The organism is Haloglomus irregulare, from assembly GCF_007421925.1.
Lineage (GTDB): Archaea > Halobacteriota > Halobacteria > Halobacteriales > Haloarculaceae > Haloglomus > Haloglomus irregulare.
On record NZ_QMDX01000001.1, the window covers coordinates 369,795 to 394,558 of the forward strand.

The 24,764-nt window shown below is 65.2% G+C and carries 19 protein-coding genes, 1 tRNA gene and 2 pseudogenes; 14 read left to right on the forward strand and 8 right to left on the reverse strand.

Annotated features, from left to right (window positions below; all coding sequences use genetic code 11):
* The first annotated feature begins 39 nt into the window (after window positions 1–39).
* From DP107_RS02035 to DP107_RS02060, 6 genes and pseudogenes are all read left to right on the forward strand, one after another.
* Window positions 40–1,386 carry a sodium/calcium exchanger protein gene (locus tag DP107_RS02035; protein WP_144260465.1) on the forward strand — a complete coding sequence of 449 codons (1,347 nt, stop codon included), beginning with the start codon at window positions 40–42 and terminating at the stop codon, window positions 1,384–1,386.
* Window positions 1,387–1,543: 157 nt separating this feature from the next.
* Window positions 1,544–2,380 (forward strand): annotated as a pseudogene (locus DP107_RS02040) (tripartite tricarboxylate transporter permease); the annotation flags it as partial.
* A 627-nt stretch (window positions 2,381–3,007) separates the two neighbouring features.
* Window positions 3,008–4,237: a hypothetical protein gene (locus DP107_RS02045; RefSeq protein ID WP_144260467.1), complete on the forward strand. Its 1,230-nt coding sequence runs from the start codon at window positions 3,008–3,010 to the stop codon at window positions 4,235–4,237.
* Between the two features lie 513 nt (window positions 4,238–4,750).
* On the forward strand, window positions 4,751–5,017 hold the full coding sequence (locus DP107_RS02050; RefSeq protein ID WP_238330735.1) for a hypothetical protein: 267 nt from the start codon (window positions 4,751–4,753) through the stop codon (window positions 5,015–5,017).
* Window positions 5,018–5,025: 8 nt separating this feature from the next.
* Complete coding sequence (locus DP107_RS02055) at window positions 5,026–5,850, forward strand: hypothetical protein (protein ID WP_144260469.1); 825 nt, start codon at window positions 5,026–5,028, stop codon at window positions 5,848–5,850.
* A gap of 48 nt (window positions 5,851–5,898) precedes the next feature.
* The gene (locus DP107_RS02060; protein ID WP_144260470.1) at window positions 5,899–6,813 is read left to right on the forward strand and encodes a hypothetical protein; all 915 of its coding nucleotides are present in this window, start codon (window positions 5,899–5,901) and stop codon (window positions 6,811–6,813) included.
* Window positions 6,814–6,817: 4 nt separating this feature from the next.
* Here the strand turns inward: DP107_RS02060 and DP107_RS02065 are convergent, their stop codons facing one another.
* A complete protein-coding gene (locus DP107_RS02065; RefSeq protein WP_144260471.1) occupies window positions 6,818–7,807 on the reverse strand; it encodes a tyrosine-type recombinase/integrase in 990 nt (329 codons plus the stop codon).
* Window positions 7,804–8,316: a hypothetical protein gene (locus DP107_RS02070; protein ID WP_144260472.1), complete on the reverse strand. Its 513-nt coding sequence runs from the start codon at window positions 8,314–8,316 to the stop codon at window positions 7,804–7,806. Before DP107_RS02070 ends, DP107_RS02065 begins: the two co-directional genes overlap by 4 nt.
* A gap of 61 nt (window positions 8,317–8,377) precedes the next feature.
* Here DP107_RS02070 and DP107_RS02075 point away from each other — a divergent pair.
* A pseudogene (locus tag DP107_RS02075) lies at window positions 8,378–8,755 on the forward strand (tripartite tricarboxylate transporter permease); the annotation flags it as partial.
* A gap of 75 nt (window positions 8,756–8,830) precedes the next feature.
* Here the strand turns inward: DP107_RS02075 and glmM are convergent.
* Window positions 8,831–10,264: a phosphoglucosamine mutase gene (gene glmM / locus DP107_RS02080; protein WP_144260474.1), complete on the reverse strand. Its 1,434-nt coding sequence runs from the start codon at window positions 10,262–10,264 to the stop codon at window positions 8,831–8,833.
* Window positions 10,265–10,364: 100 nt separating this feature from the next.
* On the opposite strand from glmM, the gene DP107_RS02085 reads away from it, so the two are divergent.
* The 3 genes from DP107_RS02085 to pdxS all read left to right on the forward strand — a co-directional run bounded on the left by DP107_RS02085 (window position 10,365) and on the right by pdxS (window position 13,106).
* Window positions 10,365–11,225, forward strand: a complete 861-nt coding sequence (locus DP107_RS02085) for an HVO_0234 family beta-propeller protein (RefSeq protein ID WP_144260475.1) — start codon at window positions 10,365–10,367, stop codon at window positions 11,223–11,225.
* Window positions 11,226–11,274: 49 nt separating this feature from the next.
* The gene (prs, locus tag DP107_RS02090; protein ID WP_144260476.1) at window positions 11,275–12,123 is read left to right on the forward strand and encodes a ribose-phosphate diphosphokinase; all 849 of its coding nucleotides are present in this window, start codon (window positions 11,275–11,277) and stop codon (window positions 12,121–12,123) included.
* 74 nt (window positions 12,124–12,197) lie between these two features.
* Complete coding sequence (pdxS, locus tag DP107_RS02095) at window positions 12,198–13,106, forward strand: pyridoxal 5'-phosphate synthase lyase subunit PdxS (protein WP_144260477.1); 909 nt, start codon at window positions 12,198–12,200, stop codon at window positions 13,104–13,106.
* A gap of 33 nt (window positions 13,107–13,139) precedes the next feature.
* Here pdxS and DP107_RS02100 read toward each other — a convergent pair whose 3' ends face one another.
* Window positions 13,140–13,568: an SCP2 sterol-binding domain-containing protein gene (locus tag DP107_RS02100; RefSeq protein WP_144260478.1), complete on the reverse strand. Its 429-nt coding sequence runs from the start codon at window positions 13,566–13,568 to the stop codon at window positions 13,140–13,142.
* Between the two features lie 207 nt (window positions 13,569–13,775).
* On the opposite strand from DP107_RS02100, the gene DP107_RS02105 reads away from it, so the two are divergent.
* The gene (locus tag DP107_RS02105) at window positions 13,776–15,812 is read left to right on the forward strand and encodes a hypothetical protein (RefSeq protein ID WP_144260479.1); all 2,037 of its coding nucleotides are present in this window, start codon (window positions 13,776–13,778) and stop codon (window positions 15,810–15,812) included.
* Between the two features lie 236 nt (window positions 15,813–16,048).
* On the opposite strand, the gene DP107_RS02110 is transcribed toward DP107_RS02105, so the two are convergent.
* Window positions 16,049–17,053 carry a beta-ribofuranosylaminobenzene 5'-phosphate synthase family protein gene (locus DP107_RS02110; protein ID WP_144260480.1) on the reverse strand — a complete coding sequence of 335 codons (1,005 nt, stop codon included), beginning with the start codon at window positions 17,051–17,053 and terminating at the stop codon, window positions 16,049–16,051.
* 92 nt (window positions 17,054–17,145) lie between these two features.
* On the opposite strand from DP107_RS02110, the gene ilvD reads away from it, so the two are divergent.
* Window positions 17,146–18,909 carry a dihydroxy-acid dehydratase gene (gene ilvD / locus DP107_RS02115; RefSeq protein WP_144260481.1) on the forward strand — a complete coding sequence of 588 codons (1,764 nt, stop codon included), beginning with the start codon at window positions 17,146–17,148 and terminating at the stop codon, window positions 18,907–18,909.
* Window positions 18,910–19,246: 337 nt separating this feature from the next.
* Here the strand turns inward: ilvD and DP107_RS02120 are convergent, their stop codons facing one another.
* On the reverse strand, window positions 19,247–21,280 hold the full coding sequence (locus tag DP107_RS02120) for a PGF-CTERM sorting domain-containing protein (protein ID WP_144260482.1): 2,034 nt from the start codon (window positions 21,278–21,280) through the stop codon (window positions 19,247–19,249).
* A 209-nt stretch (window positions 21,281–21,489) separates the two neighbouring features.
* Between DP107_RS02120 and DP107_RS02125 the strand changes: the two genes are divergently transcribed.
* Entirely contained in the window at window positions 21,490–21,807 is a 318-nt protein-coding gene (locus DP107_RS02125; RefSeq protein WP_144260483.1) for a DUF1330 domain-containing protein, read from the forward strand.
* 386 nt (window positions 21,808–22,193) lie between these two features.
* On the opposite strand, the gene DP107_RS02130 is transcribed toward DP107_RS02125, so the two are convergent.
* Window positions 22,194–22,264: transfer RNA gene (locus tag DP107_RS02130), tRNA-Pro, on the reverse strand.
* Between the two features lie 193 nt (window positions 22,265–22,457).
* Here DP107_RS02130 and DP107_RS02135 point away from each other — a divergent pair.
* Complete coding sequence (locus tag DP107_RS02135; RefSeq protein ID WP_144260484.1) at window positions 22,458–23,732, forward strand: response regulator; 1,275 nt, start codon at window positions 22,458–22,460, stop codon at window positions 23,730–23,732.
* 50 nt (window positions 23,733–23,782) lie between these two features.
* Here DP107_RS02135 and DP107_RS02140 read toward each other — a convergent pair whose 3' ends face one another.
* Window positions 23,783–24,763, reverse strand: a complete 981-nt coding sequence (locus DP107_RS02140) for an RNA-guided pseudouridylation complex pseudouridine synthase subunit Cbf5 (protein ID WP_144260485.1) — start codon at window positions 24,761–24,763, stop codon at window positions 23,783–23,785.
* Window position 24,764 lies beyond the last annotated feature (1 nt).

Genomic DNA, 24,764 nt, shown 5'->3' on the forward strand with positions numbered 1-24,764 from the left:
GCAGAAGCGATACAAACCCGGCGCGGTCTACCTCAGCCAATGGCCTCCGCCCGGTACTCCGTCGGCTCGCTGGCGGTCGCGGTGCTGTTCACGCTCCCGTGGGTCGGCATCTGGGCGACCGGGTCGGTGGGTGCGCTCTCCACGCTCCTGCAGGTCGTCGTCGCCGGGGCCGCCGTCCTCGGGGCCTCCTTCCTGCTGGCGTGGGGTGCCGAGACCGCGGAGAAGGACGTCCCGCGAGCGTTCGCGCTCGCGGTGCTTGCGGTGCTGGCCGTCGCCCCCGAGTACGCCGTCGATGCGCTGTACGCCTTCCAGGCCGGGCGCGGGGACGCCGCCGCGGCCGACCTCGCGGTCGCGAACATGACCGGGGCCAACCGCATCCTCATCGGCTTGGGCTGGTCCGGTATCGCCCTCTTCTCCATCTACAAGGCCCGCACCTCCGGGGACACGGCCGTCGACACGAGCGGCGACAGCGTCCTCTCGAACGCCGTCAAGCTGGACAAGAGCATCGCGACGGAGATCCTCTTCCTCACCGCCGCCACCGTCTACGCCTTCCTCGTCCCGTTCTCGCTCGGGCTGGGCGACGGCCCCGCTCGGGGCATCGACATCGTCGACATGGTCGTCCTCGTCGGGCTCTACCTCACCTACATCTTCGTCATCGTCCGGGGGGACGTCGAGGAGAGCGAGGCCCACGTCGGCGTCCCGGCCTACCTCCAGGGGTTCGCCACCCGCCTCCGCGTGCCGGCAGTCCTGGCGCTGTTCGTCTGCAGCGGCTTCCTCATCTTCACCGCGGTCGAGCCGTTCGCCCACGGGCTGGAGGAGCTCGGCCTCCAGTTCGGTATCCCCGAGTTCTTCATGGTCCAGTGGTTCGCGCCGCTGGCCTCCGAGTCGCCGGAGCTCATCGTCACGGCCTATCTGGTCAACAAGGCCCGGACCACCGCGGCGTTCAACGCGCTCATCTCCTCGAAGCTCAACCAGTGGACGCTGCTCATCGGGACGCTCGTCGTCGTCTACAGCATCGCGCTCGGGCGGTACGGCGCGCTCCCGTTCGGCCAGAAGCAGGCCGTCGAGATCTGGCTCACCGCCGCCCAGAGCTTCTTCGCCCTGGCCGTGCTCGTCGACTTCCGCATCTCCGTTCAGGAGTCGGTCGTGCTGCTCGTGCTCTTCCTCTCGCAGGTGGTCGCCGAGTTCGTCCTCATCCGGACGCTCTCCGAGGCAGCCGCCGAGAGCGCCAGCATCACGCTCCTGTTCGTCTTCACGGGCGTCTACATGGTGCTGGGCCTGGCCCTGTTCTCCCGCCGCCTGGGCGACGTCAAGCGGGTCGCGTCGCTCAGCCGCCGCCAGTTCAACGGGACGGCCGACGCCACCGAACTCAAGGCCGACGACTGACCGACGGCGGGCCGTCGGCCGGGAGCCGGCTGCCGTCCGAGAGTTCAAGTAGGGGAACGCGGCCAGAGCGCCTACCGTGCTCACGGCACTCCGTTCCCCGTCCGTCACGCTCGCCGCCGTCGACGTCGCCGGCGTCCGGGTCCTCCTCGACCCGCCGCTGGCGGTGACGGCGCTGGCGTTCGTCGCCGGCGGGGTGCTGCTCGGGACCGTCAGCGGACTGACGCCGGGGCTCCACGCGAACAACATGGCTCTGCTGCTCGCGTCCGCGGCGTCGAGCGTCCCCGGGCCGCCGCGGCTCGTCGGGGCCGCACTGCTGGCGACCGGCGTCGTCCACACCTTCCTCGACGTGGTGCCGGCGCTCGCGCTCGGCGTCCCGGACCCGGCGATGGCCGCGTCCGCGCTCCCGGGCCACCGGCTCGTCCTGGAGGGCCGGGGTCGCGAGGCGCTCCGGCTCTCCGCGCTCGGGAGCGGCGTGGCCGTGCTCCTCGCCGTCCCGCTCGCGATACCGGTCACGCGGGCGATGGTGGCCGTCTATCCGACGCTGCGCGCGCAGTTGCCGCTCGTACTCGGCGCCGTCGCGCTCGTCCTCGTGCTCACCGAGCGGGACGGGACCCGGATGCTCGTCGGCGCGGGGTCGTTCCTCGCGAGCGGCGCGCTCGGCTGGGCCACGCTGGATATCGACCCGGCGGCACCGCTCGCGGTCGGTGGTGTCCTGACGCCGCTGTTCGCCGGCCTGTTCGGCGCGCCCGTCCTCGTCGACGCGCTCGGCGGGAGCGGCGTCCCCCGGCAGGACGACGCGACGGTCGCGACGGCACCGCGGACGGTCGCCCGACTCGGCGCGGTCGGGGCGCTCACGGGCGCCGTCGTCGGCTACGTGCCCGGCGTCTCCAGCGCGGTGGCCGCGACGGTCGCCCTGCTCGCGGTCGGCGGGAGCGGCGCCCGCGGCTTCGTCGTCACGACGAGCGGGGTCAATACGGCCAACTCGATATTCGCCAAAACTCAGTAATACTGTGTACAACAATTTCTGCTCCGAGAATTAAAAAATCTTGCGGACTAGATTATTCAGATTGCCCGCCTTAGCCCACTATACTGCGGGACTCGGGCAATCGCACGCAGGGTGGTCGAATCTCGTCACCGAAGTGGTGCACTCAGTTTCGGACTCCACTAGACAGGCGGATTAGAGGGAACCTAGTTCTTTTGATAGATTATATTTTTTATTAAGCAGTCTCTGATGGCTCCTACAAAACCACTCGGCCGACCTCTGACTGTAGGCAGCATATAGCTGGGGTAATGGTCGCTCCCCCGATTGTCATAGTATTTCTGCAACCAGCCATATGCGCTCGGTGGTCTGTGAGAGTCTTCAACGAGTATGACTCGTATCTCGGAAACAACCTCATGGAACTCGCCCGATTGTCATAGTATCGACTGAGTGGTTACAGAGGTAATACACGGTAGACAAAACAGGCAGCAGAGAGAACACAGTGGTGTGTGGTCGACTTGACTGGAAGAAGCTGGGCCAAGCCACATACATAAACTGGTAGTGATGGCCGCAGTACTCTTCAATTGGTAATTTAGGCTGAAGACAAACACTATACTGCTGGATTCCTACAGTTATTTTACGATGGAGGATAATCAAACCGCAGAAGATGTCAAACGGAGAAGGCTCTGGTTAGCGGCATTCATTCTGGGTCTGGTGCTGATGTTTTATTCTCCACAGCCCGGCGGGGCGATTGGCGGGGCTCTATTCCTGATATCAATGCCAGCAATGGCAGTGTATTCGCTCAGGCTGAGTTCCGTAGATGACAAGCAAAGAGCCAAAAAAGAGCGCAAAGAGGAGAAAAAAAGGAAAGAATCAGAGATAGATAGAGTAATCAAAGAAGTGCCAGGAATGTCGTCCTCTGGTTTAGATATGGCGAACAAACATATCTCTGCAGAAAAATTCCGCCACAAACACCTAGAAATATTGCCTTACTTATCTAACGACGAGAATATTCTCGCAGTGCAGAACGGTTCTTTGTATACCGGAAAAGGTTCAAAGAAAAGAAGAGAAACTGTATGCCTGACGGATAAGCGTATTATTTTCGGAGAGCAAGATTTGAAGTTGGATGACATTTCAAAGGGAATATTTTACGATTCCGGATTAATAGGGCCAATCGGATACTCATTATTAAGGACTTCAGAAGGAGCAGAAATGTACTATCGCTTGGATAGACGCGAATTAAATAATCTGCTCAAGAAACATTCAGATATAAAGTTAATTGAAGAGAATTTTTATATACCAGCTCTACCGGGGAGTCAAGATGCGAAGCTTATTCTGCCCGGTGTTACCACAACATCTGGACAGATATCGATTCAAGGTCAGACAAAAGGAAAGTCTCGTGGCGATTTTTTCGAAAGCTATAAACAGGAAACTGAGATGCACGGGGAGTTTAAAGAGGAAGAAGACGAATTTGAGAGCATGATAAAGAAAATTTATGTGGACTCAGAGAAATTATTATTGAAGGCTCCTGGCCCTTCTGGAGATATTGCTGAGTTCAGTATTGATTTCGATATCATTGATAGAGCTATTTATATTGAAAACGGCTTTCAAGTATGGTCAGACGTTGGGCAGTACAGAATCAAATTGTCGGACCACATAGAGCCAGATTATATACGCAATATGGTAGATTTTATTAATCGAGGTGGGCAAGAAAGCTCAGGGACCAGTGAGGAGAAAGGCAAGAAAGTTGACGAAAGTAGTGAAGATGGCATAAAAAATAAATTACAAGAATTAGATAATCTGCACGAATCAGACCTGATTTCTTCGGAAGAGTATGAACGTAAGCGACAAAATATTATAGAAGATTACTAATCGTATCTCTCCAAAAACTTTTGGCCAATTGGGCATTTTCTAACTGTCGGCTCTACATATATCTTATTGTCTTTGTATTCGTCCCACTTCGACCGCATGCAGTCAGAAACTCTGAAATATTCGTCAGGTTTCTCTCTCGTGAGTTTGTCCGTTACAATGCCGTATACAACAGTGGCCAACCGGAAGAAATAATCCCTGCCGCCATTTATTGTTTGTATACCACATATACCGACTGATAAGCTCTATTCGGCCCGATTCCGATTACAAACTAGATGTATATTCACTACTTGAGTATCTCCCTCTATATCCGAGATGAACCCATGCGGAATGCTTATTCAATTTAAGTGGGTCGACCGACACAATCATTAATTGAAGTCATGACGAATACAAGAGATACTACAATTCGTGTCGCTGAATCAGAGAAAGAGAATATAGTCAAAGTAAGAGAACAAAAGTTCGATGTGCACGTCCCTCTCGGATTTGTAGTTGGCCAACTTGCTAAGGAGGCAAAGAATGAATAAGAAAATTGAAAAACTACTCCTCCGACTGCCGACAGTAGAAGAGGAGATATCTAACGAGGCAGGTGTTCAAAAGATTGCTCGCTACTTGCTGGAATACTACCTCCAGAGTGAGGGAATCCCCGAAGAAGAGTTGTGGGAGGGACATACCTCGACAGGTATGGACGCATACAGCGAGGCATGTGGAGAGTATGATGGAGCCATCGGGAATTCGGTATCGCTTGAAGATAATCCCTTCGTCGGTTCCCACCGTGACCTGTAGGTTGGCCAATGCCGGAAGAGGAGTTGGCCGAATTGAGTGCGAGCATTTGGGCCGACCGTAACGACATCTCATTTAACGGACAAACGTGGGGTGAATGGGCCGATGACTTCGGAGAGTGGCTCTCAGCCAAGCTCCCTCTACGGAAGAATCGTACAAGCACGCCGAGATTCACCGTACAGAAGGCGAACTACAGATACGCGAGAGTGAAATCTGCAGCACGATACTGTTTCGAACACTTCGACCGACCACATACCGTCTGGTTGTCGCTTACAGCTCGCTCACGGAAGAGAGATGATTGGGTCAACCCAGCTATCCACGATGCAGAGTTTCGCTCAGGAGCCGTCAAGCAGGCTCTGTATCGGTCGAGGAAGAAGGCAGGAATAGACGACTACGCAGGAGTCTGGCTACATGCTCCCCGTACTGAATGGTACTCTCACAAACATATCGCCCTCTGGGTGGATGGAAATGTTGCCGAGGAGGACTTCCACCCAGTAATCAAGTCACATGTCCACAATCACCGATATGCTGACAAGAGTCATCACCAGTACGGCGATGCGATATCTATCCGTTCTCCGGACGAATATGCGCTTGCGACACCGGCTGGGTCAAGCCAGTCGAATAGGGGAATCGATGCTGAGAGAGGCCAAACAGCAGGATTGACCAACGAGGTCGGCGACAATATTCCGGTCCTCGGAGCCAACTCGGATATCCGTAACTGCTCCCAAGGTGCCTTCATGTGGGCGACGATGCTGTGGGCACTTGACCGGAAGTACTGGCAGCCGTTGGGTGAATTCAAGAAGTATGCCGACCGGAAGAAGGAGTGTTACGGTTGACCCAAAGGCTCGCATAAACTATTTTTAATAAGAACATTATTTAGGAGTATGGCGAGTGAGGGGGTAAGGAGTCGACTAATTTCTACGTTAGGTGTATTTGCTGCAATTGGTATAGGTATTGGCCTGACACTAATTGGAATTATTGCTCAATTTGAATCAATTTTGGCTAGTGCAATATTAATAGTGATTTTTATGTTAATACCTCTTCTCCTGAGCCCAATTATTTCAGTTTTTGCTACAATAACACAGGGAGAACCGGAAGATAAATCCAATCTGGAAGTTTTTTCTACTAGCTTAGCGGGTGTTTTGATATTAGTCGTAATAATTTTAATATCTGTGCAGGTTGGGGTAGCAGTCATCGCTGACCAGAATACTACCCAAGCAGATGGTGGAACTGGGCAGACCTCATCGAGTAATGTAGGTGGGAGTATTGACTTCGGACAGGTGTTTTATGCAGGTGTAATTATTACCGTACCAAGTGGTATCTCTTCAGTCATCGCCCATAATATTAGCAAAAATGAGAGAAATGATTTCTTGGCGGCGAGAAGTATAGATATTGATAAGGAAAGTTTCGATGTGCCTGAAGTCGACATTGGCAAGAGAGAGATAGCTATCATCACAGTCGCTGGAATCCTGTTACTGTTTGGGAGTATATTAACATTTCCGGCATTTTATGGATATCCTATGAATCCGTTCATAAGTCAAGTTTATGAGGATACTCGGGTGGATGTACAAGATACCGAGGTTTATATTTACGTTGACTTTGAATATTCTGGGGAGGGAACGCGCGAATTTGACCTCAGTATTATCTATAATCCTGACACCTCTGATAAGGTAGTCAGAGAATACACAGTATCAACAAGTGATTCTGGAGTTGGACAAAATTTCCCGGCATCCCATGAGAACAGCTTTGATATCATGGTGAAGCTCAATGGAAATACTATCCATCGTCAAACGTATTAAGAGTTCAACTTGACCTGGGCCCTTTGTTTTCGAATGCAGAGAGTGTGCGTTCTTCGTCTCTATGCAGATACATTTCAGTAACCTCCACTGATGAGTGCCCTAGTGCATCTTTCAATACATACAAATCCCATTCATTATCAATTGCTGCCATAGCAAAACTATGACGCAATATATGAGCAGTTACATTCTTCTTTTTTTGTCCAGACTTATTCACGTAGGCGACTGATTGAATACCTGCGTTCTCAGCAGCCGTCTTAACGACGGTATTGAATTGTTGTCCGGAGATATGCAGGCTTCGATTGGACGGGAATAGGTAGTCGGACTTACCTGCCATAGCAACAGTCGGTCTCACGTTATCCACCCACCGGGTCAGGAGTACGTCGAGACTGGGTTGATATCTGACCACTCGCTTTTGTCCGTTTTTTGCGTTTTCTTCGCGCACAACGACTCTCCGAGTCGTTTGGTCTACGTCGTCTATCTTCAGGCGAACCAACTCCTTCCTGCGTAGGCCTGTCTGGAACCCGAGCCGCACAAGTAGCTCGTTCCGGGTGGCAGGTTGAGGGACGTTATCTGCGAGTTTCCGTATCTGGTCCGGTTTGAGGTACGGTACGTCATTTTCCGATGTGTACTCTCGCTCTTTCTCCTTAGACCTAATTTCCTCCCACTCAGTTAAGCTGATATCCTCGATAGGACTCTCCGAAATGTCAACCTCAATACGCTCTCCATCAAGCCTGATTGCTTGACCGTAGAACTCGGATAGTGCCGCTCTGCGTACTCTAATCGATGAAGGAGAATAGCCGTCGTCCAACATATCATCTACCATATCTTCTACATCTATACTGCTTGCCTCGAACACAGTTAGACCCACACCGTCGTTTAGCCATTCTCTGAATTGCCGCACATGCCGTTTGTATTCGCGGAAGGTTGATTCCCCCTTCTTTCTCTCAAGTCGCTCGAGAACCTTCTGACAAGCTTCTTCAGTTTCGTCAGTCATTCTCTTTTCCACCAAGCTCTTGTATCCCCATCGGATACTGATACTACCAGACCAGTGTTCTTTTCCAACCGGTCTAACGGGTCAAGAATTACACTCTTGTCCTCTGCTCCGATTTGAGACGCTAACTCTTCAGCAGTAACTCCCCATTCTCCCTGACTCTTTCCACGAAGCTCTTCTTCTTGAGGGACCGGAAGCAATTCAAGTAAGAGTGTTTGCATGTCGAACTTCTCGGTTGCATCTTTCTCTCGTTGTAAGGACTGGACTTTCGTGTTTACGTCGTTCACTTGCTCAGATAACTCTCTCATTTCCTGTAATACCTCACCTATCCGCTCATCCTCTGGCTGGCTTGAGCGGACGGTAGCAGGCGTCTCAGAAGCCATCTCCTGCGATACTGAGTACCGAACGAGGTGGGAGAGGTTCGCTACTTCCTCATGTTCCTCTGCGTACTCTTCCCACTCTCCCTTCGTCTCAGGGTCTACGCGAATGGTTACAGTCTCCCAATCTGTCATAGCATATCACACGGTTGCTCGTACATAGTTTTGTTGTACACAGTGGTACTGAATTTAACCAAACTCGATATTCGCGCTGTTCGCCCTGGTAGCGCTCGGCGTTCCGCGCACGGGCGTGCTTGTGGCACTGGAGGCCGCGGAGACGCCGCTCAACCTCCCGCTGCTGGTGGCGGCCGCCGGCCTCGCCGCCGTCGCCGGCTTCTGCATGGTGCCGCTGCTGGGCGACCGGTACCTCCGTCGGCTCCGGACAGCCGACTACACGCGGCTCTCGGCCGCCGTGCTGGTCGGGCTCGCGGCCGTCTCCTTCGTCTTCGCCGGCCCGGTCGGCGTGGGAACGTTCCTCGTCGCCGGCGCGCTCGGGCTGGTTCCGGCCCGGCTCGGCGCCCGACGGTCACATCTGATGGGCGTGCTGATGGGACCGCTCATCGTGGGCGTTTGATGCGGAAACGGATTGTATACTAGTTGTAATCTCGATGGGCGATGAAAACGAAGCATAATCGAGCAAGACGGGGCATTACTCGTCGCTCGCCGCGAGGATGTCATCGCGCATCGCGTAGGCCAGCGCCTCCGCCCGCTCGCGGCTGGGGGCCTCCGCGTACACCCGGACGAGCGGCTCCGTCCCCGATTCGCGGGCGAGTACCCAGCCGTCGCCGAAGTCGAGCCGGTGCCCGTCGATGGTCGTCACCTCGGCGTCGGCGGCGGCCGCGTGGGCCTCAATGGCCTCCAGCATCGCCTCGCGCTCGTCGTCGCTCGCGTAGCCGACGTTCACCCGGACGTTCTCGTAGCCGTCGAACGGCGCGACGATTTCGCGGACGGTCCGGCGGCCGCCGGATACGCCCTCGATCTCCCCACGACCGGCGAGCAGCTCGCAGAAGCGGGCGGCCGTGTACGCACCATCCCGAGCCAGGCGGTACGGCGGGAAGAGCACCCCGCCGTTCCCCTCGCCGGCGACCGGGACGTGCGTCCCCTCGGCCTGGAGCGACTCGATGCGCGTGATGATGTTCGTGCTCCCGATGGGGGTCAGCTCGAGGTCGGCGCCGGCGCCGCGGGCGGCCTCGACGAGCCGCCGGGAGACGTTCACCGCCGAGACGGTGGCGTCGCCGGGGTCGAGGTCTGCGGCGGCCAGCGCCGCCAGCGTGGCGCCCCCCTCGACGGGGTCGCCGGCACCGTCGTAGAAGATCGCGCGGTCGGCGTCGCCGTCGTGGGCGATACCCAGGTCGGCGTCGGCCGTCCGGACCAGTCGGCCGAGGTCGCCGAGGTTCCCGGGCACCGGCTCGGGGTTCCGGCCGGGGAAGTGGCCGTCGGGGGTCGCGTTGACCGTGACGACCTCGCAGCCGAGGTCGCGGAACAGGTCCGGCGAGGTGAGCGCCCCCGCACCGTGTCCGGGGTCGAGCGCGACGGTCAGGTCCGCGTCGGCGATGGCCTCACGATCGACCGCCGCGAGCACGTCCGCGGCGTACCGTCGAGTGGCGCCCTCGACGCGGCGGCTCCGGCCGGTTCGGTCCCATGCGGCGTACGCCGGCCCCGTGGGGCCGTCGGCCCGCATCGCCCTGACGTTGGCCTCGACGCGCTCGAGAGCCGCGCGGTCCAGCTCGATGCCGTCCGCCCCGACGAGTTTGATACCGTTGTACTCGGGCGGGTTGTGGCTCGCCGTGATCACCAGCCCCGGGACGCCCTCCTGCTCGGCGTAGGCCTGCAGTCCGGGTGTGGGAAGCACGCCGAGCCGGTATACGTCGAGTCCGACGCTGGTGAGGCCGGCCGCGGCGGCGTCGGCCAGGGTCCTGCCCGTCCGGCGAGTGTCCCGGGCCAGCGCAGCGACCGGGCGGTCCGGTCCCGTCGCCCCCTCGCGCCAGACGGCGCCGGCGGCGCGCGCGACCCGGCCGACGAACGCCGGCGTAATCAGGTCGCCGACCACGCCACGGACGCCGCTGGACCCGAACACCTCCATCACGTGGGTGTCCGGCCGGTCACATCAAAGGGGTTCCGGACGACCCGTCCGCCCCGCGGGCCACGGCAACCGATTTGAGCGTGGCCACCCGCGAGTCGGTATGGGCGATGACGATATCTCCATCGACGAGAAACGCGTTTACGGCGACAAGACGGGGACGACGGTCCTCTTCGTCGCCACTGGCGCCGGTCTCGCGCGGGTCGAGATCTCCGACGACCTCGTCGGCGAGTTCGGCCTCGTCCACCGGGGCGGGGTCCGCGACGTCGCCGGGAGCGGGGGGCGGCTCGCGGTCGCCACCGACGACGACGTGCGGCTCGGCACCGGCGACGCGTTCCGCCCGACGGGGTTCGGTCCTGCCGCGGCGGTCGGCTGGCACGAGGGCGCGCTCCACGCCGCCGGCGACGGGCGGGTCGCACGGTTCGGGCCCGACGGCGACCCGGCCGTGGGCGGGGCGGACGAACCCGTCGCCGGCGACTGGTCGACCTGCTGTGAACTCACGGACGTGCGCGCGCTCGCTGGCGACATGGTCGCGGCGGCCGACGGGCTGTTCCGGCTGGACGGCACCCGACTCGGGCTCGCGGACGCCCGGGACGCCGCACCGGAGGTCCCGCTGGCGGCAACCGGCGATGGGCTCTACTACCTCGGCAACGGCTGGATGGACGCGCTCCCCGGCAACGTTCGGGCCGTCACCGCGGCACCGGACGGGCGCGCCCACGCCGCGACCTCGGATGCACTGCACGTGCGCTCCTCAGCCGCGGACGGGTACGGTCCCGACGCCTGGGCCGAGGTCGACCTCCCGGCCGCCGGGCACGTCGTCGATGTCGCCCACGGCCCGGACGCGACCTTCGCGGTCACCGCCGAGGGGACGGTCCTGGCGAACGCGGGCGACGGCTGGCGCGACCGGTCGCTGGGGCTCCCGGACGTGCGCCGACTCGCCGTCCCCGGCGTGGGGCTCGGTTGACCCGACGGCGACGGAAACGCTTGTTACCCTGCACGCGGGAGTCGCGCCCATGATAGTTCCAGGGTCCGGGTCGCAGTCGCTCGCGGCGTCGCTGGCCGACGCCCTCGACGAGCCCCTGGCCCCCGTCGAGTTCGAGTGGTTCGCGGACGGGGAGCTGCTGGCCCGCGTCCCGGAGTTCGACGGGGGTCGTGCAGTCGTGGTCGCCGCGACGGACTCCAGCGACGCCCACGTCGAACTCCTCCAGCTACAGGACGCCGTCGCCGAGCGGGCCGACGAGGTCGTGACCGTACTCCCGTACATGGGGTACGGCCGGCAGGACGAACGGTTCCAGGCGGGGGAGCCGGTCTCCGCGCGGGCCGTGGCCCGGGCCATCTCGACGGGGACGGACCGCGTGCTCGTCGTCAACCCGCACGAGCCGGGCATCGGGGAGTTCTTCGACGTGCCGTTCGAGGCCGTCGACGCGGGCGCCCGGCTCGCCGAGCCGCTCCCCGGGGACCTCCGCGAGCCGCTGTTCCTGGCGCCGGACGCCGGCGCGGTCGACCTCGCCGCGACGGTCCGGGACGCGTACGGCGAGGGCGCGACCGACGCCTTCGAGAAGCACCGCGACCACGAGACGGGCGACATCGAGCTGTCGCCGACGGCCCTCGACGCCGCCGGTCGGGACGTCGTGCTGGTCGACGACATCGTCGCGACGGGCGGCACGATGAGCGAGGCCATCGCACATCTTCACGAGGGGGCCGTCGGCCGCGTCTTCGTGGCCTGTGTCCACCCCATGTTCGCGGCCAGCGCCCGGACCAGACTCGCACGGGCGGACGTCGCCGGGCTCTACGGAACGGACACCATCGAGCGGGTCGCCAGCCGCGTCAGCGCCGCCCCCGCGGTGGCCGAGCACCTCTGATTCCGTCCGGCGACACGAGGGTGTTCGCCACACCAAAGACACGGGTTAAGTGGGTCCGGCTCCAACAGATAGCTATGAGTGAGGCTACCGACCTGGAGGAACTCGAACGCGGCACGGAGCTCGTCAAGCGCGGGTTCGCGAAGATGCAGAAGGGCGGCGTCATCATGGACGTCGTCAACCGCGAGCAGGCCCGTATCGCCGAGGACACGGGAGCCGTCGCCGTCATGAACCTCGAGGCGGTGCCGGCCGACATCCGCAAGCGCGGCGGGGTCGCCCGGATGGCCGACCCGGCCAGCCTCCGCGAGATCGCGGACGAGGTTTCCATCCCGGTGATGGGGAAGTCACGCATCGGCCACACGAAGGAGGCGGAGATCCTCGAGGCCGCGGGTGCGGACATGGTCGACGAGTCCGAGGTCCTCACCCCCGCCGACAACGACTACCACATCGAGAAGGACCAGTTCACGACCCCGTTCGTCTGTGGCGCCCGGAACCTGCAGGAGGCGCTTCGCCGCATCGACGAGGGTGCGGCCATGATCCGGACGAAGGGCGAGGCCGGCACGGGCGACGTGAACCAGGCGGTCACCCACCAGCGCAACATCAAGTCCGCCATCCGCGAGATCACGGGCAAGAGCCGCGAGGAGCGCGAGATGTGGGCCCGCAAGCACGAGGCCCCCGCCGACCTCGTCCACAAGACCGCCGAGATGGGCCGGCTCCCCGTCGTCAACTTCGCAGCCGGCGGCATCGCCACGCCCGCGGACGCCGCGCTGATGATGCACCACGGTTGCGACGGTATCTTCGTCGGCTCCGGCATCTTCGGAGCGGAGAACCCCGAGGCCATGGGCCGTGCCGTCGTCGAGGCCGTCAACAACTGGGACGAACCCGAGCGCCTCGTCGAGATCGCCACCAACGTCGGCGAGGGGATGAAGGGCGACTCCAACGTCGATATGCCCGAGGAGGAGAAGCTGCAGGGTCGCGGCGTCTAACAGGAGCCTCTACTCGGGCGGGAAAAACTCGTCTCAGTACTTGTAGTTCGTCGGGATCTCGCTGGCGATCTCGGTAAGGTCGACCGACGCCTGGGTGTACTGCATCACTTTCTGCATGTCGCCCTCCAGCTCGAACACGCCGGACATCATCCCGTCGACGGCGCCGATGTCGCCCTCGTTGAGGTCGATCCAGTCGGTGTAGGCTCCCCGGAGGGCGAACCCGGCGTCGACCTCGTCCGGGTCGTCGACCTCGTGGGTATCGGTCACGCCGCCGTCGTGCAGGCCGACGAAGAAGTGACGGGTCTCCGGGAGGCGGTCGTCGGCCTCGTACACGTAGAGGAAGTCGCCGTTGAACTCAACGCCCCAGCCGGCGCCGCTCTCGGAGTACTGTTCGCTCTCGTTGACTCGTCGCTCGTACTCCTCGAACCACTCCTCGCTCGGGAAGTCGATTTCGTCTGCCATGGTACGGCATAGCGGTGGCGAGGTCACGGATTAAAACTTCGGCCCGGTATGCGACGCACCGTTTAATCGTGAGTGCTCGGTCGACCGGCGGGCGCGCCGCCACCGTGGCTGGACCTCACGGGAGTGGCCCGTCAGCTGTATAAACAGCCGGAGAGCACCCACGCAACGCTTTATCAACTGGAATTTAAAAACCGTGGTAGATACGCCGTGACGCAGACGAACGTGCGCGGCCGTGCCGGGGTCGGTGGGAATCCGGAACACGGCACGAACGACCGGGTGGTGCTGGCGTCCCTCGTCGGCCTCGTGGTCGGGGTCGTCGGGACGCTGGTAGCGGCGGGCGGTGTCGGGGGCCCCAGTAGCATCGAGGGGCTCCTGACCGCCGGCTCCGGCATGGCGGTGGGTAGTGCGACGACGGAGCGGACGGGCGGCAGCAAGCGGCGGGCCACGATGTACGCGGCGTTCGCCGGCGCCATCGCGGGGGCCGTGACGACCTACGCCGTCTCGGGCTTGCATCTCCGGTACATGGGCACCGTCATCCGGAGCGGCTCCCCGGCCCGGGGGATGTTCCTGTTCGGCGTCGTGGCGTTCGTCCTGACGGGGCTGTACGTGGTCACCGCGGCGAACGTCGTCGGCCGCGGGAGCGGGTTCGTCCGCCGGAACGCGACGACCGGCCTCGTCTTCGGGGCCGTCCTCGGCGGGGCGTTCAGCCTCCTCGTGGTCCCCGAACTCGTCGGCGAGACGCCCCAGGGTGTCGACCCGGCGCCGACGGTGGTCGTCCTCGGCTGGGCCGTCTTCGGCGCCGTGATGGGGACAACCTACGCCGGCGTGCTCTCCGAGGGCGAGGTCCTCCCGGGCTATCTCCGCCGGACCGGGGCCCGGGCGGTCGTCAGTTCGCTCGCCGGGATCTATCTCGGCGGGCTGGCGCTACTCGTCGTCCGGCCGCCGCATCTGCGCTTCGTCGGGACCGTCCTCGCGAGCGGGACCCAGCAGCGGGGTCTGGTCTTCCTCTTCCTGGTCGGCCTCGTGCTGGTCGGTCTCGTCTCGCGGCTCGCCGGTCGGCGGGCGATGGACGCGCCGGTCTCGGCCGGCGTCTTCGCCGGCATCGGGATGACCGTCTTCGGGCTGTTCGCCGTTCCGGTGCTGGTGAGCGCCATCGGCGGCTGGTCACTGGCGGTGCCGATCGGCTACTTCCCCATCGCCTTCGGCTACTTCCTGCTCGGCCTCGGCACGACGGCGACGTACGGTCTGCTCCGGCGGAACCGGGTCGACCTGGTCGTCGACGTCCGCAGCACGGCCGGGCTGAAGGGGCTCCTCTCGGGTGGTGCCGTCGGCGGCGTGCTCCTCTACGTGCTCGCGAAACCACACCTGCTCTGGCTGGGGACGCTCCTCCGGAGCGGGACCCCGGGACGCGGCTTCGTCGCCTGGTTCATCGTCTGCCTGCCGCTCGCGGCACTGCTCGCGGTGGTCCCCGGGCGGCGGTTCGACGCGCGGACCAGCGCGCTGGACGCCGGCACGACTGGGCTCATCTACGGGGTCGGTTTCGCCATCGTCGCCGGCATCGCGCTGGTACCCACCGTCATCGACGGCGTGACGCCGCTCCAGGCGTACCCCGCGCCGTACGTCGGCGCCGGGCTACTGGCGTACGTGACCGCCGGCTTCGTCTTCGCGGCGGTCTACCGCGACAGCCTGCCGCTGGGCCAGCCCCGGACGGACTTCAAGTCGGTCGGGGCCGGTGTTCAGTCCCGGACCGTCCGGGCGGCCCTGTTCGGCTCACAGTTCGGCGCGCTCGTCGGCGGCCTCGCCATCCACCATCTCGGCGGCCCGGTGTACATGCGGTATATCGGCTCGCTGTTCGGCATGGGTGGTTCGTTCATTACGGCGTGGGCGGCGTGGCTCGGGCTGGCGTTCGTGTTCGGCGGTCTGTTCGTCGCGTTCGTCCGGAGCAACCTGGACGACTACGTCAACAGCCTCATCATGACGTCCTCGCGCAACCAGGGGCTCCGCCAGCTACTCCGGCCCGCGCTGAAGGGCGCGGCCGTCACCACCACCTCGGCGGCCATCGGCGTCGCGTACGGCGTCGCGCTGGCGGTCGTGTTCGGCGCCGTGGGGCTGCCGCTGCTGGTCGAGAACCTCACCGTCTTCTCGATGGGGCCGGCCCCGAACCTGGACGGCGGAACGCTGCTCGGGCTCGTCCTCTACGGGAGCTTCCTCGGCGCCGGCTACGGGCTCGTTATCGAGTTCTGAGCGGGCGCTAACAGTTGTTCTCAACCCCCATTCGTCAGCAGACCGGTAACTACCCGTAGCCATCGAGTTAGCAGATATACTGCAACTCCGGGGATTCAAATACCAACAGGCGGCAGGCACCCCGTGTCCTGACGAGTCGCTCCGGGCCCCCGACCCGGGCCGGCGGGCCACCGCCGGACCGGTTCCGTCAGCGCGATGCACGGCCCGGAGTGCGGTCGCATCGCCTGCTCGCCCTCTCACCGCTCCGTCGTCACCTCTGCGCCCGTGTTCCGGGGCCGCGTGACCAGCACCTCGCCTTCCGCGTCGGCGGCTGAGAGCGCCTCGGTGGCGGCCTGCCGGGCCGCGTCGGCCCGGGTCGCATCCGTCAGCGCGTAGACGGCCGGGCCCCACGAGGACTGGCCGACGCCCGCAACCGCCGTCGACGTCCGGAGCGACTCCACGACCCGGCCCGCGGGCGGGCGGTAGACTCCGCCCTGCTCGTCGGCGTACCAGGCCCCGTTGAGCCGCCCGAACTCCGCGACCGCGTCGCCGAAGGCATGGAGCCGCCCCTCGGCGGCCGCGGGCAGGAGCCGCCGTACCGTCAGCGCCGCCAGTTCGTCGGCCACCGACGGGTCGGCCGACTCCACGACGGCGCGCATACTCTCGTCCTCGGCGCTCCCGTGCCGACCGGATTCGGCGTCCGGTAGCACCAGCACGACGCGCCAGTCCGCCGGGAGCGGGTGCCGCGCCGACACCGGCGGGACCGTCCAGTCGCCCTGTGCCGGCGGCTCGGTGGTGAACCGCTCGGTCGGGTGGCCGGCGTCGAGAACGAAGCCGCCGCGTTCGAACACCGCCACGCCGACGCCGGAGCGACCGCCCCGTCCCATCGCCGGGGCCCGTTCGCGGGGGCGAGGCTCGTGGCCGTGTGCACGGGCGATCGCCGTCAGCGCCGTCAGTGCCGTCGCCGTCCCGCTCCCGAGGCCGACGTGGCGCGGGAGCGCGCGCTCGACCTGCACCTCCGCCCCGGACACCCCGAGCAGGTCACACGCGGTCGTCGCGTGGTCCCGGACGACCGCCGTGGCGGCTTCGGCCACGCCCTCGCCGGTGGTGCAGCGCACCCCCTCGGTCGGAACGGCCGAGAGGCGGACGCGCGGTTCGGCCAGCGACAGCCCGACGCCACCGTAGAGGCGCTCGTGGGCCAGCGAGAGGTTGCCAAAGCCGACGTGCAGTCGCGCGCCGGCCTCCACCGTAGCTCGCATCATCAACCTTTGAGCTGCCGCCGTCAAGCCCGTTTCGTCTCCACGGCGGCCGGCCCTCTCGCGGAAGTTAAACCCGTGCACGACAAGGGACTGGTATGAGTAAGCAACACCCCCGACGCGGCGGGGAGGACGACAACGCGGTCGGACCCGACGACGAGAAGCCCGAGAACCTCCGCTCCCGGGAGGTGACGGAGGGGCCCGAACGGGCCCCGCATCGCTCGATGTTCCGCGCGATGGGGTTCGACGATGAGGACCTCGCGTCGCCGATGGTCGGCGTCGCCAACCCGGCCGCGGACATCACTCCCTGTAACGTCCATCTCGACGACGTGGCCGCGAGCGCCGTCGACGGCGTCGACGACGCCGGCGGGATGCCCATCGAGTTCGGTACCATCACCATCTCGGACGCCATCTCGATGGGGACCGAGGGGATGAAGGCCTCGCTCATCTCCCGGGAGGTCATCGCGGATTCGGTCGAACTCGTCTCCTTCGGCGAACGGATGGACGCGCTCGTCACGGTCGCTGGCTGCGACAAGAACCTCCCCGGAATGATGATGGCCGCCATCCGGACGGACCTGCCCAGCGTCTTCCTCTATGGCGGCTCCATCATGCCCGGCGAGCACGAGGGCCGTGACGTGACCATCGTCCAGGTGTTCGAGGGGGTCGGCGCATACGCAGAGGGCGAGATGTCCGCCGAGGAACTGGACGACCTGGAGCGCCACGCGTGCCCGGGTGCGGGCTCCTGTGGCGGGATGTACACCGCGAACACGATGGCCTCCATCAGCGAGGCGCTCGGGCTGGCCCCGCTCGGGTCGGCCTCCGCGCCCGCCGAGGACGCGGAGCGTTACGAGGTCGCCGAGCGCGCCGGCGACCTCGTGCTGGAGTGCATCCGGGAGGACCGCCGCCCGTCGGACATCCTGACGCGGAAGTCGTTCGAGAACGCCATCGCGCTCCAGACCGCCATCGGCGGCTCGACCAACGGCGTCCTCCACCTGCTCGCGCTGGCGGCCGAGGCCGACGTCGAGCTCGACATCGAGGACTTCGACCGCATCAGCCGTCGCACCCCGAAGATCGCCGACCTCCAGCCCGGCGGCGCTCACGTCATGAACGACCTCCACGAGGTCGGCGGCGTCCCGGTCGTCATCCGACGCCTGCTCGACGCGGGGCTGTTCCACGGCGACGCGATGACCGTCACCGGCCGCACCGTCGCCGAGGAGCTCGAGGAACTCGACCTGCCGGCCGAGGGCGGGATCGACGCGGAGTTCCTCTACACCGTCGACGAGCCGAAGTACCCCGAGGGCGCCATCAAGATCCTCTCGGGCAACCTGGCGCCCGACGGCGCCGTCCTGAAGGCGACCGGACAGGACGAGTTCCACCACGAGGGGCCCGTCCGAATCTTCGAGGACGAGGAGGACGCGATGCGCTACGTTCAGGAGGGGCATATCGAGTCGGGTGACGTCATCGTCATCCGGAACGAGGGGCCACAGGGCGGGCCGGGGATGCGCGAGATGCTCGGCGTCACCGCGGCCGTCGTCGGCGCCGGCCACGAGGACGACGTGGCGCTCCTGACCGACGGCCGGTTCTCCGGCGGCACCCGGGGCCCGATGATCGGCCACGTCGCCCCCGAGGCGTTCGTCGGCGGCCCCATCGCGGCATTGGAGGACGGCGACGTCGTCACCATCGACATCCCGGACCGCACAATCGAGGTGGACCTCTCCGACGAGGAGTTGGCGGCGCGGCTCGACGAGTGGGAGCAGCCCGAGCCCTCGTACGGTGGCGGCGTGCTCGCGAAGTACGGGGCCGCCTTCGGCTCCGCGGCGAACGGCGCCGTCACCAACCCCCGCGTCCGACGGACCGACTGAGGCCGTAGCCGGGCGACCCGTTGCCCCGGGGCTCCCGCTCCGCATCGCACGTCCGCGCGGGCGAACGCGACCGACGACGCCAGCAGCGCGCCGGCCCCGCCGACCCGCTCGTACGCCCTGATTCGCCCGGTAGCGTCCTCCCGGGTCCCGTAGCGGTCGTATGCCGTCCTCCCCACCTCGACCGTCCTCTACTCCGCCCGCTCGTAGCTCACATCCGTGCTCGACGTTCGCTCGTGGCTCGGGGTCCCGACGATATCCGTTGAGCGGTGCCGTGGCGCATGCGGGTGTCGGACGCGCGGCTCGACGGCGGGCGGCGAAAGAAGAGGTCGCGAGCCGTTCAGCGACGTCGGTGGGCGAGCAGTGCCGCGGCGACGAGCGCGACGAGCGCGGCCGCCGCGCCGAAGCCGGGCTGTCCGCCGGTGTCGGTTTCGCCGCCACCGCCATCGCCGCCGTCACCGCCGTCGGCCGTCGGGGTCGGCGTCGGCGGTTCGAGCTCGAGGTAGCGGTACGCCCGCTCGGTGTCCATCTCCGGGAACGAGCGGTCGTAGGTCCCGGGCATGTTGACCGTGGTGTCCTCGTCGACCACGGAGAGTTCCCGCACCTCGCTCTCGGAGGCGTTGGCGCTCACGGCCCCCTGCGCGTAGACGTACTGATTCAGGGCGCCGGTCTCGTTCTGCTGGCCGACGACCCGCGTGATGCTGAGGTCGAGGCGACCGGACTGCTGGAGCACGTCGCGGAACGCCGCCATGTCATCGAACTTCGCGCCCGCCTCGACCGTGACGTTCCCCTCGGTCACGGTGATGTCGGTGCGGGCCTTCTCGAAGCCGGCCTCCCGGAAGGCGCGGACGAAGCTCCGGGCCTGCGCGACCTCCTCGTCCTCCTCGGCGCCGGCCTCGGTCGTGTTGAGGAACTGGTCGACGGCATCGCTGACCAGCCCCTCGCGCTCGACCGTGAGCGAGCCGTTGGCGACGACGTTCTCGCCGTCGGTCTCGGCGGAGAGCGAGTACTCCTGGCTGCCGACGGTGATGTCGCGGCTCTCCAGTTCCGCCACGTAGGCCTGCCAGTTCTCGGTCCGGGACTGTGCCTGGAGCTCGATGACCGCCTGTGACTGGGACTCGAGCGTATGCGTGGCGCTCAGCGAGTAGCGTCGCGTCAACTCGGCGTCACGCTGAGCCTCGATGCGGGCCCGGACGTTCTCCAGCTGTTCGGAGTCGAAGCCGACCTCGCCCTCGGGGGGCGAGTAGGCCGCCAGCGCGTCGAGGCCGCTCAGGAACGCGTCGTTGTAGTTCTCCAGCTGGATGTCGGCGCTCCCCGCGACCGACTGCTGACCCATCCGGTAATCGACGCTGGCGCGCTCGATCGTGAGGGCGGTCACGTTCGTCGCGATGGCCGAGGCCTCGGCCCGCGTCAGATTGAACTCCTCGGAGTTGGCGAGCTGGGACGCAGCCACGCGTTCCAGTCCCTCGTCGACGCCCTCGTACTCGATGGTGTACGAGACGTCGAACCGGTAGACGCCCCGTTGGCTGGTGTTGGCGAACGAGTAGGAGTCGAGCGTCACCGTCGCGCTGCCGCCGAGCCCCTCGGCGACACTGGCGTAGCGCTGTTCGATGGTCCGGCGGGCGCGATCGCTGGTGTTCCACTGCTCACGCGAGAACTCCCGGATGGTCTGGTTCTGCCTCGCCTCCAGCGTGTACGTCCCCGTCCCCTCGGTCAGGGTGAACGACTGCTCCTGGGGCTCCCCGAGTTGGGTGCTGGTCTGTGCGGAGAACTCCCCGGACGCGTCGAACGAGTTCGGGGCGACGGTCGCCTGCAGCGAGGTGTCGGCGGTTTCGATCAGCCGGAGCGACGGGGCCTCCTGCGTGTTGACCGCCAGCCGGCCGCTCGCGTCGAACCGGCTGTTCTCCGGCGTCCGGGCGCCGTCGATGGTCAGGCTCAGGTCGTCGACCGCCGTCGGCCGGGGTGCCGTCAGGTCGCCCTCCGCGCTGAACGCGCTCGGTTCGAGCCTGGCGGTGACCGACCCCGTCGCGTTGGGAGCCTCCTCGGGAGTGGTCACGATGAGGGCGTTGAAGATGCCCTCTCCGACGTCGAGACCGTACTCCGCCTGCGAGAGCTCCTCGCTGGCGTTGCTCTCGTCGCCGTAGAGGAGGATCACGTCACCGTTCTCCCTGACGAACACCTCGTCCGCGGGGTCGAGCGTTTCGTTGCCGGTACTGTCGTCGTCCTCCTGGAGGGACCGCTGGGCCGGGGCGTCGTCCGCCGCCGCGACGGTGCCGGCGCCCGCGCCGACGGCCACGCTCGTGACCATCAGCAGGGCGACCAGGGCGGTCACCGCCCGGCGCCAGCGTCCCGCGGAGGGTGTCTCGTGAGTCATGTTGTCACCTGTCTACCGTATGTCATCGCGGGTCCCACGCTGCGGCCGCGTCGGTGGGTAGGGCGCGGGGACCGGCGCTCTGAGAGCGCACTCGTCCACCGGTTCTTACCGTCGCTACATAAACGTTCGTGGAATCGGACTGCCCGACCGGTGAGTCGGGCCGCGGCGGCGACGGCGGCTTTTTATCGCCGCCGCCCGCGGATGAACTGATGAGTGAACACGAGGGGGAAACGGTGTACATCGTCGCACAGATCGCGGTCGAGGACTGGGACACCTACCGGTCGGAGTATATGCCGACGACGTTCGACCGCATCACCGCCCACGACGGCGAGGTGCTGGTCGCCAGCGAGGCGGCCGAGGAGCTCGAGGGCGACTGGGCGGGCAACTGGACCGTCGTCATCGAGTTCCCGTCCGAGGACGACGCGTACGCCTTCATGCAGGACGAGGAGTACGTCGAGGCGATGAGCGCGCGCCACGAGGCCGCCGCGTGGAGCGACATCGCGATGCTCCCCGGGTTCGACGGCTGAAACGACCCGCCGCGGCCCGGCACCGACGCGCCACTCGTCCGGGCGGGGCGGCGTCGCTACGCGCTGGGCCGGTGATACGACAGGGGACCGCAGTATGAGTGGTGGGCGGATAGCTGGGTTACGCTACCCTACCTGCCAGAGCGGCCCGGGCTGTAAGGCCCTGGTAGCGCACTGGATCAGGACTCCGTCTGTCCGGAGCGCTCCGGGCTACTTGTACCTTCCCGAAGCGGGGCGTCCCCGTCAGGTCGCCTCGCGTTCGGGGAGTACCGTAGCGGAGGACCACGTGCGGACCGCGGGACCGCACGCTCACGGTGTCGGTTCGGAAGTGGGGCCGCCGGGACACGACGTGGTCGCGTCTCGAGGTACCGACGGTTCGAAGAGTCGAGCGGGACCGCCGAGAATTGAACTCGGGTCATACGGACCCCATCCGCATAGGATACCACTACCCCACGGTCCCTTGCGTGTCGGCGAACGCGGCTCCGGGTAAAGAGGGTGTCGTTTCGTCGCCCCGTCGCGGTAACGGGCCGCGGCGAGTCGGCCGGTCACGCGGTCCCGAGCCTGCCGTTAGGGACGCTCGGTGACCGTATCGCGACGCTGGTCGAGGACCTGAGCGCCGGGCCGGCGGATCTCGCGGGGGCCCGTCCCCTGCCGTGACCCTTCCCGTGGTCCACGTCCACGGCCGTGCCGTCGTGCTTCCGGTCCTGGATCGGGTGCCGGAGCGCCGCGGCGCCGAGCCGACGCCGGCACCGGCGCGGGAATGCACGCTCGCGCCCGTCGGGTTCACCGCCATCGTGGCCGGCGCCACCGTCCGCGGCGAGGGCCCGGCGAACCTAATCGCCCGCCCGGTTCGAGCGACCGAATCCGTCCAAATACTGATAGCGGCGCCCCGTCAACCGTCGCGAACGGTGAGCGAGTCGAGCATCGTGGAGTTCGGCGCCAGCATCTCGTTCGGTGGGGAGGCCGACGATGCGGGGCAGGCGCGGGTCACGCTTCACCGCGACCGGCTGGTCCTGACCGGTGACGCGGCGACGCGGCGGATCCCGCTCGACCGCGTCTTCGACATCGCACAGGACGTCTCCCCCCTCGCCGATCCGGACGCGACCGAGACGGTCACGGTCGCGTTCATGGGGAGGGGGCACAAGCAGTTCGTCTCCGTCGAGGGACGGGCGGAGACGCTGTTCCGGTTCCAGCACGCGCTGTTCCGGGTTCTGCTCGACGAGACGCCGCTCACGGTTCGACATACCGAGGGGGGGAACCAGAAGCTCTCACGGTCGGATCTCGTGCTCCGGGTGCGCGCGACCCGACTCCGTGCCACCGACGGGGACGCCGACCCGGTGTTGACGATTCCGCGGGACGCCCTCACGAAGTTCAAGAGCCAGGCCGGAGCGGGCGACTCCCGGCCGACCATCTCGCTCTACTGGCGCCGGGACGGTCGGCCCGCGATGACGACGGCCCGGCTCCCGTCGCCCCGGCAGTTCAACCTGTTCGGCCGGTATCTCCAGTCGCCGTTGCGAATGCAGCCACCCGATCGGAACGAGACGTCCCCGGACGGACCGGTCGAGACGCTCCTGGTCGACGACGAACCGGACGTCCTGGAGCTGTCGGAGGTGTTCCTTCGGCGCCAGTCCGACCGGCTCGCGATCACGACGACCCGACGGCCGGGCGATGCCCTGGAGCTGATCGACGAGGGGTCGTTCGACTGTGTCGTGAGCGATTTTCGCATGCCCGCGATGGACGGGGTCGAACTGCTCCAGCGGGTGCGTGACTCGCATCCCGACCTCCCGTTCATCCTCTTTACCGGGAAGGGAAGCGAACACGTCGCGAAACGGGCCATTCTGGATGACGTCACCGACTACGTGGAGAAGGGGGACGGGGTGGACCCCTACGTGGTCCTCGCCGACCGCATCCAGCGGGCGGTCCGGTGACCGACGGGGGTCGGTGGTGTCGGCTCACGTGCCGCCCGGGTCGGGAGCGTCTACACGAGCACGCGCTCGAGGTCGACGACGGTCCCGCGCTCGGCGTCGGGGTCGCCGACCAGCCGCCCGAGACAGACCGCCGCGCCGCTGGGGACGTACCCCGCGACGAGGGGCGCGTCCTCGCCCGTGCCGGGTTGTGGGTCGGCGCCCTCGTCCATCCCCTCGCGGGGCGGTTCGACTCCCAGCACGCCGGGGGCGTAGACGGGTGCGCCGGTCGCCACCGCCCGGGCGGCGCTGGGAGCGACGGTCACCCGCGGGAGGTGGGTGAGCACGCGCTCGGCGGGCTGGACGACCGCCCGGAGCGGCCCCTCGTGGCCGTCCTCGCGCCAGACGGCCAGCGCGTCGACGTAGTCATGCATCGTCCGGAGCGTCGTGTCGTCGAAGCTGCCCGTCCCCGTCCGGCGGAGGGCGCCCATGTTCCCGCCGGTCCCGAGTGCCAGCCCGAGGTCGTGACACAGCTTCCGCACGTAGGTGCCGGCCTCGCACTCGATTCGCAGGAGCGCCCGGCGGTCCTCGCGCTCCAGCAGGTCCAGTTCGTGGACCGTCCGGGTCCGCAGCCGCCGGCTGACGGCCGACTTCCGGGGCGGCTTCTGCAACAGCGGCCCCTCGAACTCGGCGACCGTCGCGTCGGTGTCGGCGGGCGCCGGGCGGTGGAGTTCCAGCACCGCGACGTACTTCTTGACGGCGTCGTCGAGCGCCTGCGCCAGCCGCGTCGCGTCGCCGAGCAGCAGCGGCAGACAGCCCGTCACCTTCGGGTCGAGCGTGCCCGCGTGGGCCGCACGGTCGACGGTGGCCGGCGCGTCGTCAGCCGCTCCGCCGCCGGCCCCGAGCGCGTCGGCCGCGAGGTCGCGTGCCCACGCCGCGACCTGGTGTGCGGAGGGGCCCGGCGGCTTGTCCAGATTGACGACGCCGAACGCGAGCAGTTCGGGGACCGAGCGGGCCTCGGGCGCCGGTCGCAGCGGCGCGTCGGCGTCGCTCATC